General features: G+C 51.3%; 13 protein-coding genes. 3 read left to right on the top strand and 10 right to left on the bottom strand.

Going from position 1 to position 12,996, the window contains the following annotated elements; translation table 11 throughout:
• The first annotated feature begins 49 nt into the window (after positions 1 to 49).
• The gene (locus tag KJS57_RS14810; RefSeq protein ID WP_213655405.1) at positions 50 to 2,038 is read left to right on the top strand and encodes a GTP-binding protein; all 1,989 of its coding nucleotides are present in this window, start codon (positions 50 to 52) and stop codon (positions 2,036 to 2,038) included.
• Positions 2,039 to 2,070: 32 nt separating this feature from the next.
• Here KJS57_RS14810 and KJS57_RS14815 read toward each other — a convergent pair whose 3' ends face one another.
• The 4 genes from KJS57_RS14815 to KJS57_RS14830 form a co-directional block, all read right to left on the bottom strand.
• Positions 2,071 to 3,186 (bottom strand): Ger(x)C family spore germination protein, encoded by a 1,116-nt coding sequence (locus tag KJS57_RS14815; protein ID WP_211021594.1) that lies wholly within the window; start codon positions 3,184 to 3,186, stop codon positions 2,071 to 2,073.
• Complete coding sequence (locus KJS57_RS14820) at positions 3,179 to 4,261, bottom strand: GerAB/ArcD/ProY family transporter (protein WP_211021595.1); 1,083 nt, start codon at positions 4,259 to 4,261, stop codon at positions 3,179 to 3,181. Before KJS57_RS14820 ends, KJS57_RS14815 begins: the two co-directional genes overlap by 8 nt.
• 10 nt (positions 4,262 to 4,271) lie before the next feature.
• Entirely contained in the window at positions 4,272 to 5,762 is a 1,491-nt protein-coding gene (locus KJS57_RS14825; RefSeq protein WP_244861561.1) for a spore germination protein, read from the bottom strand.
• Between the two features lie 173 nt (positions 5,763 to 5,935).
• On the bottom strand, positions 5,936 to 6,727 hold the full coding sequence (locus KJS57_RS14830) for an SDR family oxidoreductase (RefSeq protein ID WP_213655406.1): 792 nt from the start codon (positions 6,725 to 6,727) through the stop codon (positions 5,936 to 5,938).
• A gap of 151 nt (positions 6,728 to 6,878) precedes the next feature.
• On the opposite strand from KJS57_RS14830, the gene KJS57_RS14835 reads away from it, so the two are divergent.
• Positions 6,879 to 7,613, top strand: a complete 735-nt coding sequence (locus tag KJS57_RS14835; RefSeq protein WP_213655407.1) for a zinc ribbon domain-containing protein — start codon at positions 6,879 to 6,881, stop codon at positions 7,611 to 7,613.
• 13 nt (positions 7,614 to 7,626) lie between these two features.
• Here the strand turns inward: KJS57_RS14835 and KJS57_RS14840 are convergent, their stop codons facing one another.
• The 3 genes from KJS57_RS14840 to KJS57_RS14850 form a co-directional block, all read right to left on the bottom strand.
• On the bottom strand, positions 7,627 to 8,373 hold the full coding sequence (locus KJS57_RS14840; protein ID WP_211021598.1) for an HAD family hydrolase: 747 nt from the start codon (positions 8,371 to 8,373) through the stop codon (positions 7,627 to 7,629).
• 86 nt (positions 8,374 to 8,459) lie between these two features.
• Complete coding sequence (locus KJS57_RS14845; protein WP_211021599.1) at positions 8,460 to 9,296, bottom strand: TPM domain-containing protein; 837 nt, start codon at positions 9,294 to 9,296, stop codon at positions 8,460 to 8,462.
• Positions 9,293 to 9,952: a LemA family protein gene (locus KJS57_RS14850; RefSeq protein ID WP_211021600.1), complete on the bottom strand. Its 660-nt coding sequence runs from the start codon at positions 9,950 to 9,952 to the stop codon at positions 9,293 to 9,295. The genes KJS57_RS14845 and KJS57_RS14850 overlap by 4 nt, the downstream gene beginning before the upstream one ends.
• A 366-nt stretch (positions 9,953 to 10,318) precedes the next feature.
• On the opposite strand from KJS57_RS14850, the gene KJS57_RS14855 reads away from it, so the two are divergent.
• Complete coding sequence (locus KJS57_RS14855) at positions 10,319 to 10,495, top strand: hypothetical protein (protein WP_211021601.1); 177 nt, start codon at positions 10,319 to 10,321, stop codon at positions 10,493 to 10,495.
• Between the two features lie 101 nt (positions 10,496 to 10,596).
• Here KJS57_RS14855 and KJS57_RS14860 read toward each other — a convergent pair whose 3' ends face one another.
• The 3 genes from KJS57_RS14860 to KJS57_RS14870 are packed head-to-tail and all read right to left on the bottom strand — an operon-like array spanning position 10,597 to position 12,789.
• Positions 10,597 to 11,520, bottom strand: a complete 924-nt coding sequence (locus tag KJS57_RS14860) for an AEC family transporter (RefSeq protein WP_211021602.1) — start codon at positions 11,518 to 11,520, stop codon at positions 10,597 to 10,599.
• Positions 11,521 to 11,549: 29 nt separating this feature from the next.
• The gene (locus tag KJS57_RS14865) at positions 11,550 to 12,005 is read right to left on the bottom strand and encodes a threonine/serine exporter family protein (RefSeq protein WP_211021603.1); all 456 of its coding nucleotides are present in this window, start codon (positions 12,003 to 12,005) and stop codon (positions 11,550 to 11,552) included.
• A gap of 25 nt (positions 12,006 to 12,030) precedes the next feature.
• Positions 12,031 to 12,789 carry a threonine/serine exporter family protein gene (locus KJS57_RS14870; RefSeq protein WP_213655408.1) on the bottom strand — a complete coding sequence of 253 codons (759 nt, stop codon included), beginning with the start codon at positions 12,787 to 12,789 and terminating at the stop codon, positions 12,031 to 12,033.
• Positions 12,790 to 12,996 lie beyond the last annotated feature (207 nt).

Here is a 12,996-nt window from a genome sequence, read left to right on the forward strand (position 1 = left end):
TTAGGTAATATGTTCTTGTGAAAATATGGCTTACTCAGGAGCAGACAACATGGACATAAACGTAACCAAACGGCTGAACGTCGGAATCTTTGCGCACGTCGATGCGGGAAAAACGACGACAACCGAGCATATATTGTTTGAGAGCGGACGGACACGGACGCTGGGAAGCGTGGATGAGGGGACGGCGTTGACCGATTCCATGGATATTGAACGTCAACGGGGGATTTCCGTCCGGGCCGCCATGACCTCATTTAGCTGGAAAGGAGTCCAGGTGAATCTGGTCGATACCCCGGGGCATGTCGATTTTCTCTCGGAGGTAGAGCGTTCGCTCCGGGTCATGGATTGTGCGGTGCTCATTCTTTCTGCTGTGGAGGGTGTTCAGGCACAGAGTGAAATGATCTGGAACGCTTTGCGAAAGCTTGCGATTCCTACTTTGGTTTTCGTAAATAAAATGGACCGGGTCGGGGCAGACCCGGAAACCTTACTGTCGGAGATCCATAAATTTCTGTCGCCCGATATCGTTCCTGTTCAACTGCCGCTAGGCAGAGAGCAGGAGTTTACGGGGGCTATAGAGTTGCTTGAGGATGCTCCAATGGATGTAGCGGGGAACAAAGCGCGGATTCGGCTGTTTGAACACTTGGCCGAACGGGATGAAACACTGCTGGAGTCTTATTTGAACGGCGATGCCATTTCTCTGGCCCAGTGGCGGAACTGTGCCGTCGAGCTGGCAAAATCGGCCAAGCTGTTCCCCCTGATCTATGGGGCGGCCGCGAAAGGCATCGGGATCGAATCGTTGCTGGACCCCATGATTCATTACCTGCCCTTGGCGGGAGGGGACGCCGAGGCTCCTTTATCAGGCATCGTGTTCAAAATCGAACGCGACAAGAGTATGGGCCGGATGGCTTATGTCCGTTTGTATCAAGGGAGTTTGCGCAACCGGGATAACGTACATAATTATACCCGGGACATTCAGGAGAAAGTGACGCAAATCCGGAAAGTCGAAGGAGCCCGCTCGGAGGATCTCGGATGGCTGGCCGCAGGGGATATCGCCGCAGTTTGCGGACTCTCGCATGTAAGGATTGGGGATATTCTCGGAGTGCCCGACGCGATCCCGCCGGAAGCGAAGCTGGCCGTTCCGCTTTTGACGGTCCGTGCTTACTGGAAGACTGAGGCGGACTATCCGCATGTCGTCCAAGCCCTTCAGGAGCTGTCCGATGAAGATCCGCTGCTTGATGTGCAATGGCTGCAGGATGAACGCGAACTGCATGTCAAAGTGATGGGTCCGATTCAATTGGAGATTTTGCACAGCCTTCTTGAGAACCGTTATGGATTAACGGTGACGTTCGGGAATCCGTCTGTCATATATAAAGAAACCCCCAAGCAAATCGGTGAAGGGTTTATCGCCTACACGATGCCTAAGCCGTGCTGGGCTATACTCCGCTTCCGGATCGAGCCGGGTCCCCGAGGCAGCGGGCTTGTGTATGAAGCCAATGTGAGAACGGAGGATTTGCTTCCACAGTACCAGAAGGAGGTCGAGCGGCGCGTACCGGAAGCCTTGCAGCAGGGCCTCTGCGGCTGGGAGGTGACGGATCTGAAAGTCACCTTGACCTATGGACAGCATCACGTGTGGCATACGCACCCGCTGGATTTTGCCGTGGCTACGCCTATGGGAATTATGGATGGGCTAGCTAATACCGGAACCGCCCTGCTCGAACCTTTGCTTCAGGTTCGAATCGTTGTTCCGGAGGAGAATGCAGGGCGAGTAATCAACGATTTCGCACTGATGCGCGGAACGATGGAACCGCCGGTGCTGCAGGGCGACCGGATGCTGATCGAAGGCCGGCTACCGGTTGCAACCTCGATGAATTATCCGGTTGAGCTGAGTTCCTATACGAAGGGCCGCAGCACCTTTTCCTCATTTTTCGCGGGATATGAGCTCTGTCCGGTCGAGGTTTCGGCCGAGCGTCAGCGCCGGGGAGTCAACCCGCTGGATCAGGCGAAATATATCCTTAGCGTGCGGAAAGCTTTGCAGGGATAAAATTTGCCAAAGCACCGACTCGCCGATGCGGGTCAGTGATAGTAGTTTCCGAAGTTTCTTATCTTGGACTTGGCGTGGACACGGATTTCCATCTTGGCGTACATTTCGTCCCAGGGGGAGTCCTTCCACGCTTTATAACTCATTTTATTGCGGACGTGCTGCCCGATCCCAATGCTGTCGGTGCGATGCTTCTGCAATTTTTTCACGACCTTCTCACATTGCTGAACTACATGCTCGTTCAATAAATTCTCCAGCTTAGATCTGTCCGCAGAGCTGGTCAAATTCATATCACCCACATATTCCAGTACCGATCCATTGAATTTAATGTAAATATCGGCGATATAATTTCCTTCCTCGTTTTTTCTGATTTTAACCTTCTTGCGGCTGTTAATTCCGTCCAGGGTGACAGACTTCATTTCCGGTTTATCCGAAGTGACGGTAAATTCGCCCTTTCCATGGTCATGGTACATGATTGAAAAATAGAAGACCTCGTCCGGCGTTAACTTGCCCATGTATTTGTCATCGTGAAAGAGAGCGACTCCGGCGTATTCGAGATCTTCTCCGCTTTTTCGGATCATGTTCGCAATTGGATCCTTGCCGTCGTCATAATAATCGCGGAAAAATTCGTGCAGCAAAATACGGGGAATCGTCTGCATATCGAATTCCTTTTTCAGAAGGCGGTCGATATACTGGCCTGTCCGGGGATGCCCCTTGTAAGTGCGCGACAGAATGTTATGGACCGATTCATCGACTATTACGAGCTCCGTCCGTTTGGAAATCGTGGGATCCCTCTGCAGGGTGTCCATAAAATCCCTCAATCCCTGTCTCGCTATATTCGTATTGTACATGATCGTCCGGATTTGTCCGCTGAGCAGCTTTCTGCTCGTTTTTCGAGAGAGCGTGATTCGAGCCTCTTTCCCGCTTTTGGCGGTCGCGGTCAAAATTTCATCCGTAAAACGCGTCTGATTGGCCTCCGTAAGAATCAGGGGAATGCTAAGCGTAACTCTGACCCGATTTTCGTTCTCCCGATCAAAGCCTACGGTACGGACATAACCGACCCGCTCAAGAATATGCTGGTCCTGACTGCATGAAGTGGTGAGCAGTAAGAGACAAATGAAGCTGATTAGTATTCCCGCTCTTTTAAGCATGACGTTTCCTGCCTTTCTGTATCAGCAGTGCCAATAAAGCCAATAGAGGAATCACGATAGCGACCCCAAGCTGGAGATAGATCAAAACATTAAACCAATCTTCTACCTCAATTAGAGATTTGGGGATAAAAGCTACGATGAAGGTGGATGCCATCACGAAAAAGAGAACCCATTTCCACGGAAGCCGGGGGATCAACTCGGTGAATACGGCCTGACTGGACCAGTAGTACATCCCGCCGGTAATAAGGATCGACACCAGAAAGAGGCTGTACAGAAAATTTTGCACCCGTTCGACAAAGGGGAAATACAAGTAACCAAACATGTCCAGTAACGGGAAAGACAGATGGACCAGTTCTTTGTAGTTGAAAAAACCGTAGCATATCACCGTTACTAGCAAATAGACAAGAACAGTCATACTATTGCCCAGATGGATGTATTTGAGCCACTTCTTTCCCTTTTCGGCATATGGAAACAGAAATAAGGATAACTCGTACCCCATAAAGGAGCCGTATACTTTTATGAACCCCTGTCCGAAATCCTTCCCTTCTTTGAAAAAGAACGAAGACATTCGTGTTATATCGAAATCTTTCATAAAGATAAAGCTGAGCGGAACCATAGTGATCAGCAAGGCGACGAAAAACACATTAGCCTTGGATATATTATAGATCCCTTTGGTCACCAGCAAAAAAACGATGATATCGACAACCAGTTTCAATACGATATCGGGGGTTTGCGGAAAGATGAGCAATTGATAGATCATGACGTACTGCTTGATTACTAGACACCCCACCATTGCCAACCCGCTGCCCATGACGAGATATATTGGAAATAGCAAGAAGCGGGGGATTCCGGACTTTAGAATCGCAAATATGGACGCGCCGCGGCCAAGCCGGTAAACCGATGTGATCAGCAAAATGTTCAATGTGATCGGCAGGAACATGAAGATTAACGCGATCCATCCGTTCGTGCCGAAATAGGTGGCTACTGTACGCGGAAGAATAAATAGGACCACACCAGTTTGCGTGTTGAAAATCAATAAGGCAATTTGAAACCGGTGTAGCTTTTCATGTGACAAAGGAAATCACCTATTTCTTCATCTTGTTTGGATTCTTGTTCGGAGAGGCCGATTGCGACGGGCGCTGGTGAAATGACCAAAACGGTCCCCGGATGAAAATGTCTTTCCAATCCATCGGCTTGATCGGTGCAGCCGGAATCGTATAGGGAGTTCCGAGGCTGGTCAGCTTGGACAAGTGAATGATCATGAGCGCAATCCCCGCGATGAATCCGAAATTACCCAGCATGCCGGATAAAATGATAAGTCCGAATCGAATCAATCGGATCGATCCGCTCATGACGTAACTGGGAATCACGAAGGAAGCAATCGCGGACATCGCTACCGAAATGATTAGGATGTTGCTGGTGAATCCGGCTTCCACGGCTGCGGTTCCGATGACGATACCGCCGACGATGCCGATCGTCTGTCCGATTTTTGTCGGCAGTCTGGCCCCGGCTTCCCGAAGCATCTCTATGGTCGTTTCCATTAGCAAGGCCTCTATGATGGGCGGAAAAGGCACCCGGCTCCGGGATTCGGTAAGGGAGACCAATAGATTCTCGGGAATCATTTCATAATGATAGGTGGTAATGGCAACATACAGGGAAGTTAAAGAAATCGTGATGATAAATGCCAAGTAACGCAGCAGCCTCAGTGCAGTGCCGACTGCCCAACGGTTGTAATAATCGTCGGGCGTGGTGAAAAATTCAAAAAATGAAGACGGCGCAATGATCGCCGAAGGGCTTTGATCGGCTAAGACGACGATCTTTCCTTCATTCAGCTTGGACACCGAAATATCGGGCCGTTCCGATGTTTGAAACAAAGGGAATAGAGAGTTGGGAAAATCGTCGATTAACTGTGTCAGCATCGTACCGTCATACAGACTGCTATATTCGATGGATTCAATCCGGCTAGCCATTTCGTCGACATATTCCTTGGAAGCGATCCCGTCGATGTACAACAAGCAAACCCTAGTCTTGGTCAGTTCTCCTACCTCGAAACGACGAACTTTTAAACGATTGCTCTTGAATTTCTGGCGGATCAGCGATAAATTGGTTTCCAGTGATTCGTTAAATGCGTCATGCGGCCCCGTAATGGCGCTTTCGGTTTGCGATTGCTCGATGCTCCGTTTCTCGGGGCCATAGGCATCGACAAGATACACGCCCTGGGGGACAAACAGGGCTACGCTGCCCTGCAATATCTTTTCGACGACCTTGACCGTTTCAGTAACGGACTCGAACTGGGATTGGCTCAACAGGTTATCGAGCTCTTCCTTCCGAATGTTTAATAAAGGCCGAAGAACATCGCGTTCATAGATTTGCATATCGATCTGATGCTCGAAGAGAAGCAGTTCGGCTTGCAGCTGAGGGAAGTTGTATCGGGTCAGATCGCTGCATTCTTTGAACTCCTGAAGAACGGTATCCAGGGACAACGGGCCGGAAACCTGCTTTGTTCCTTGAGGGGATTGCTCTTGTTGGTTTTTGCCGGAATCAAAAATTTGAGCGATCTTGCTGAATATCGACAAGATGTCCTCCTCCTGCCCATGGATTTTTAAGTATTATGTGATTTCGTTGGAAAAATATGCAGCTTCCTCATGAAACATCATGCTTTAGAAAAGGGGAAAAGGTCTCTTAGGGGGCATAGAAAAAGCCTGCTTCCCGGCAGATACAGGGAGCAGGCTTTGTTACTTCTTACAGGTTAACCGTGCAAAAGAGATTCGGCTCCGTCAATGTATACTTCGGTGCCCGTCAAATGAAACGACTCATCGGATGCGAGGAACAGGACGAGATTGGCCACCTGTTCGGGTTTGCCGGGACCCTTTTCCAGCGGTTGGTCACCTTCAGGAAATTCCACCGGAATTTTCACTTCCTTGATGTCATCCGTAGGGAAGGTATTGTCCCCGATATTCGTCTCGATGGCACCGGGGCAAATCGCATTCACCCGGATACCGTACTGGGCCAGCTCAAGGGCGGCCATTTTCATAAAGGCGACCTGAGCCGCCTTAGAAGAGGCATAGGCAGAGAAGCCGATATTGGAGAAGACCCGGTTCCCGTTAATGGAACTGGTAATGATGATGCTGCCTCCATTTTCCTTCATGTAGGGGATAGCGTATTTTACGGTAGCGAACGTACCCCGAAGATTAATGTCCATCGTCTGGTCCCAGTCGCTGATCTCCATAGTCTCGATCGGGGCCATAGTCCCGTTGATACCGGCATTCGCGAAGACGACCTGAATGTTTCCCGCTTCTTCTGCAATTTGGCGGAATCCCTGTTCGATCATTTCCGGCTTGGAAATATCGCACTGGATTACAGCAGCCTGCCCGCCGGCGGATTCAATGGTCCGTTTGGTTTCTTCGGCTTCTTCCGGCGTCCGGTCCAACATATATACTTTTGCGCCATGCTGCGCCATACGGATCGCGGCGGCTCTGCCGATGCCGGAACCGCCTCCGGTTACGACAGCTGTATAGTCCTTCAATCTGTATTGGTTCATGGGATAGCTCCTCTCTGAACAGTGCAGTATTGGGATATCAGTAGTTTTATACCCGTACGATACTTGGTGAATCAAAAGAACGAGCTTCAATGTCGGGGTTGATAATTACCGGGTTTATCCAACATAATTGGAGGTAGAGAGGAGGAGGCTCATGATTTGTCCGAATTGCCGTCACAGCCAATCGAATGAAAACGCGAAGTTTTGCGAGGATTGCGGAACGCCGCTGCTTAAGACCACCGGGGAGGGGCAGCAGGCCAACGCATATTTGGAAAATGCCAAACAGGCTTCCAGGCTGTATTTCAAATTTTTTGCGTCCGCATTAAAAAGCCCCGCAGCCTACGCTAAAGGCGTAGGCAGGGAGCAGTTTATCAATGGAATCATCACGATAGTCCTTTATTCCCTGGTCGTACCGCTAATTATCTATTTCGGCTTCCACCGCCTGGCTGGTTGGATAGACTATCCTTTTTTGGACCTCGTGCTGCGGCCGGCACTGGCTTTCGCCATAATGTCGATCTTGACGGTAGCCTATTGTTTTTTAGCCATTAAGTACGGAAAAGGAAAAGGGAACTTTCAAGAGGTTGCTGCCCGTTTTGGCGTTTATCTTGTACCCTTTACGGCATTGCTGCTGCTTGCCCTGCTGATGGCGATCCTGCAAGTCAACATGCTCCAGTCACTGCTGCTCATGGTCGGCCTGTTCGGGGCGATGTTTGCAGTCCCGGCATTCGTTATTTCAAGCTTGATGCCTGAAGAGGGCGGGATGTTCGACAGGCTGCAAAGCACAATCCTGGTATACATCGCATCCTCGATTACCGTAGGATTGTTGGGTAACGTCCTGTTCGGCCGGATCGGCCGGCTATTGGGAGACGGGATGTCCCTGTTTTATTGATCGGCAGGGTAACTTATTTCTGCGCCTGCCCAGCGGCATCCAGAAGAATTTGAGCGATGTCCGCATAGCTGTCCACCTTGAAATGGGGGCTGTGTGATGATTCGGGCTCCGCGCCGCGGTGATTGAACCAAAGGACGTTCCAATCGGCCTCCAAAGCGCCGACGACGTCATTCCGCCAGGAATCGCCGACATAATAACAAGCAGCGGAGGTCAAATTCAGCGCGTCGGTCACATGATCAAACAACTTGCGGTCCGGCTTGGTGATTCCGACGGCCCCCGAAATAAAAATCCGCTCCGGAGGGATGAGTTCACTCAGTCCAAGGGCGCGGATTTTTTTCATTTGATGCTCCGGGGGACCGTTCGTAATCAAGCCGACAATAATTCCTCGGCCGATCAAATCGTCCATTAAAGGACGGGCTCCGTCGAACAGAGTAATATCAAATTGGCGGTTCAGGTATTCGGATTGGACTTCTTCAGCTTGAGAACCGGTCAGCAGAATGCCGAATTCGGCCAGCGAAAGCGAAAACCTGCGGGTACGCATCTCGCTGAGCTCGGAGCCATGCGTTGGAGTGCCCCCGGCTTCTGCGGAGAGTTTATCGCTATAATAACGCATGCGGTGATAGGCGGGGGCATAAGGGAAGTCTTCGCCGGTGCCGAGCACACGCTGCAGAGCCTCGCGGAACGGAATCAGGTGATCGTAGAGCGTATCGTCCACATCAAAAAATACGGCCTTTTGCGACAGTGAGGTAATGGGATCCATATTCAGTAGGTTTCTCTCCTTTGGCTAATATCCTATGGATATTATACCGGGAGTTGCCGCGTTGGGGTAGCCGGACTTGCCGTGAATCAGAATCTTCGGCTTGCGCCTCCGCCTCCCGAGGAGCCCCCGCCGCCTCCGCGGAAGCCGCCACCACCACCGCCGAAGCCTCCGCCTCCGCCGCTGCCGCCTCCCCGACCGAGTATCGAGATCAGGAACATCGTCATCATTCCGCGGAAGAAAATAAAATCTACCGCCAGAAAAGCGATGATGAGAATGATCCAGCCGGAAGATAAGCGGCCGTCTCCGCCATTCCCGGCAGGCGCTTCGGGAACCGCAATTTCCTGCGGCGTTAAAGTTCCCTCCACACCATATTCTCTGGCAACTTCGTTGTATAGCGTTTTATAGGTTTCCACGATCGCTTCACCAGGATGGTTGTTCACCAGATAAGGGATGGTGACCTGATCGAGGATTCTGCCGACCTTGCCGTCAGGCAGAGCCCCTTCGAGGCCATAGCCGACTTCGATCCGCAGCGGTCGGTTGCCCGGCTCGCCATCCTCCATCGACAGCAGAAGCAGCACTCCGTTATTCAATTTCTGGTCCCCCAGTCCATATTTGCGGAGGGCCTGCAAAGCGTACTCTTCCACGGTGTAGCCGTCCAGAGTTGGCACAGTCAATACGGCAATTTGAGCCTTGGTCCGATCCTCCAGGGCCCTTCCCAAGCTGTTTAATTCCCGGGCCTGTTCAGCCGTGAGCAGGTTCTCGAAATCCTGAACATAAATATCGCCTTGCGGCTCCGGAATATTCGGTGCGGCAAAGAGGGGAGCAGGCCCTCCCAGCAGAACACAAGCCAGCAGGAGGAGGGACACAATTCTTAAGCAAGCGGACCCGGTGCCGGAACAAACACGGCCACCTGAAGGTTTCATGCTCCAGCCCCCGCCCGGGCTTCTTCACCCGGGAACTGAAGCAATGGATTTACCGGGTTCAAGGATGAAGTTGAATCCGTGCCGAAGTCCACCTCCGGATTGGTCCGCGATTCCGGCGTGGTCTCAAAATACTCCCGTTTATCAAAGCCCATGATGCCTGCGAGCAGATTGCCCGGGAAGCGTCTTCGCATATTGTTGTAGGTGGCGACGGCTGCATTATAATCGTTCCGGGCTACAGCGATCCGGTTCTCCGTGCCGGCAAGCTCGTCCATCAGCTGCGTGAACTGCGCGTCTGCTTTGAGCGTCGGATAATTCTCCACGACAACCAGAAGACGACTGAGCGCGCCGGACAATTGCTGGTCGGCCTGAGCCAGTTCATCCGGAGTTCTTGCTCCGCCGAGTGCGGCACGGGCGTCGGATACTGCTTTGATTACTTCCTTTTCATGGGAGGCGTATCCCTTTACCGTATTGACCAGATTCGGAATCAGATCATATCTCCGCTGGAGCTGAACGTCGATTTTACTCCATTCCTGGTTCGCGTTTTCGTCCGCCGCGACGAATTTGTTGTAATTTCCGGCAAACAGAGCAATGAGAATAACGACCACCGCAATGACGATGATCAGCGGGATCAAGCAGCCTTTTCCTTTGAGATTCATAGAATATGTACCCTCCTTGTAATATTGCGCAATGGTCCATCTTCTGTTATTACTTATCTCTTTACCCTTTGCTCTATACAAGGAAACTCCATCCAATCGGTCGGTGCATGGTACCAGGCTTATGTTCCCGACAGAAAGTTCGATCTGGTCGGGCACCTCCGGGACCATCCCGAGGAAACCGGACCATCCGGGAGGATATGGGAGGAAGTTTACGGCTGGATCGCATTACAGTAGGGTAGTGATAGAGCATCCTATCTCATCAAGGCTTAGGTAAAGACATCCGGTTTTCCCTCCCGAATCATAACGTCTATACTAATAGATGTGTGAAAATAACGTTATTACAACGGATTTAGGAGATGACTTTACTTGGCTTATGATGAAATGTTGGAACGCCGGAGTGAAATGTTGAAACGACGGATTGGCGAGATGATCGCCAGGGAGAACCAATATGGATTAGGAAAACAAGAGGGTCTATTTCTAAGACGAATGATTAAAGAATGGCATCAAATGACTCATGAGATGAACGGAAAGCCGGTAATCTAAAAGCGGCCTGATTTGTAAAGCAGGCGTGGAAACTCAGGATGAAAAAAGAAGAGGCCAGCGACGGAGGAAATATCCGTAGCTGGCCTCTTGGCATTTGAGCTTTACCCCACATATTTCGCAAGGGAGATTAATGCCGTGATGGTTACGATATTGAGCAATGTGGAAATCAGCACGGTTTGCGATGCGAAATCCGGTTCATTATCGTATTCTTCAGCAAGGATGGTGCTGTTCACACCCGTAGGCATCCCGGAAGCGATCAGAAGCGCCTGGGCGGGCACACCCTTGAGCCCTAGGAGGAAGACGAGTAATAAACCGATGGCAGGACCGATCAGCAAACGCAAAAGAACGCTGACATACACGTCGAGGCGGTCCAGCCGCAGCGGGTATTTTACAATTTGCGCTCCCAATGTAAGCAGAGCCACGCTGACCATGGAATCGGAAATGTAGCCCAGCGGTTTGGAGGCAAACTCCGGAAGAGGGAGCTTCAGGACATGGAAAACCAGGCCGAGTACGAGCGCATAGGGCACTGGCATCTTGAGAAAACCGATCAGGGCAGCCTTCAAGGTTCCGCCGGACTTGGCCCGTTGCACCGACATTACGCCGTAAGTAAAGGTAACCAGGCTCTGAAACGTCATAATGAGCGCCTGGAGGGAGGATGCCAGCGGATCTCCTTTGAAAGCGAGCTGATTGATCGGCAAGCCATAATTCCCGGAATTATCCAGAATCAGGCTGTTCGTAAAAGCGGCTTTCATTCCCCGGCTGAATTTCATGCGGCGGCTGACGATCATGCTCACGACATAGAGCAGCAGTACATATAACGCATAAAATAACGTAACATTGCCGAGAAGCGCAGGCGACATTTCGGAATGGTACATGCTGAGAAACACGACAGCCGGCGTAATATAGTAAAAATTAATTTTGGCGAGGGTGTACAAATCGAGTCGAAAGGCCCGCTGCATCAAGGCTCCGAGCCCGATCAGCACGAAAATGGGCAAAACGACATCCAGCAAAATTTGAGCTATCATCTTTGATGTTCATCTTCTTTCTTGCCGGCTTATTTGGCGCGGACTTTTTTGGGGCGGGGCATCCGGATTTTGCGGATAATTTGATTGAGCACCTCGGACAAGACAAGCCCGATGGCGATGGAACCGGAGATCAGAAATGCTTGCGCCGCAAGCTGAATCGCCGTGTTATATTCCTTTTCTACGAAATTCCGCATGGCGTCGTAGGCCATGCCTCCCGGCACCAGCGGAATGATTCCCGATACGCTAAAGATGATTACGGGCTTCTTGTAAGTACGGGCGAAGATTTGGCTGACCACACCGACGATGATCGTCGAGGCTACGGTCGCGTATATGGTATCCAGCCGGTAACCCAGCAAAATGTAAGCGGCCCAGCCCAGCATGCCGGAGAATCCGCATTGCAGCAAGGTCCGCTTGGGGGCGTTAAACAGGATGCCGAAAGCCGCAGAGGCGATAAAGCTGGTAATGAAATGCAGAACCAGGTTCATAGCAGGATAAGTCCTCTTTTCCGGATTATAAAATGGTAAATACGAAGGCGATGCCGGCCCCTATGGCAAAAGCGGTCAGGAACGCCTCGGCGCCCCTGGACAATCCGGAGACGAGATGGCCGGCCATCAGATCCCGGACCGCGTTGGTGATCAGGAGTCCGGGAACAAGGGGCATGACGGACCCGATAATGATTTTATCAAGCTCCTTGCCGATTCCGGCCATCACCAGCACCGAGGCGACGATGCCGATCAGAAAGGAAGCGCTGAATTCCGCGAAAAACTTCACTTTGACGAGACGATGGAGCAGGATGAACGCCAGAAAACCGAGTCCTCCGCATACGACGCCGGGGAGAAAATCAAACAGGCTGCCCCGGAACATCAAGGTGAAGCACCCGCTGGATATCGCAGCCGCGGCGATTTGAAGGCCAACCGGGTAGGCATGCCGCGAAGTGTCGATGTCCATGAGAAGGGCCCGGGCTTCCGCAGCCGTGACATCCCGGCTGGACAGCTTGCGTGAAACGTCGTTCACGGCAGCCACCTTCTGCAAATCGGTAGTGCGTTCCACGATCCGGATCAGCTTGGCCCATCTCATGTCATCGGATTGAAACATGATGCCTGTGGGCGTGACGTAACTGTGGGATCCGGCAAGGCCCAGGGCCTTGGCTATCCGGGTCATCGTATCCTCTACCCGGTAGGTTTCCGCTCCGCTTTGGAGCATGATTTTCCCGGCTAACAGGCACACTTCAATAGGCTCCTGTTCATCGACAGCCGCCGTGTCGTTCATCGTCTTGCTCTCCCTTCCAACAACTTAAGCCCATTATATCATGTGCAGAATCGAAAGCGGAATCCATTGATAATCGCCGTGAAAGATGTAGAAATTTGTCGAACAATAGCGAGAAATAATCGAAAATATAGCGAATATGTGAGTCCTTTACCTAAATTTTGTGATATGCTTACCTAGTCCGGCATTGATCTCTTGTCGGATGATTAC

This window comes from Paenibacillus vini, from assembly GCF_018403325.1.
GTDB lineage: Bacteria > Bacillota > Bacilli > Paenibacillales > Paenibacillaceae > Fontibacillus > Fontibacillus vini.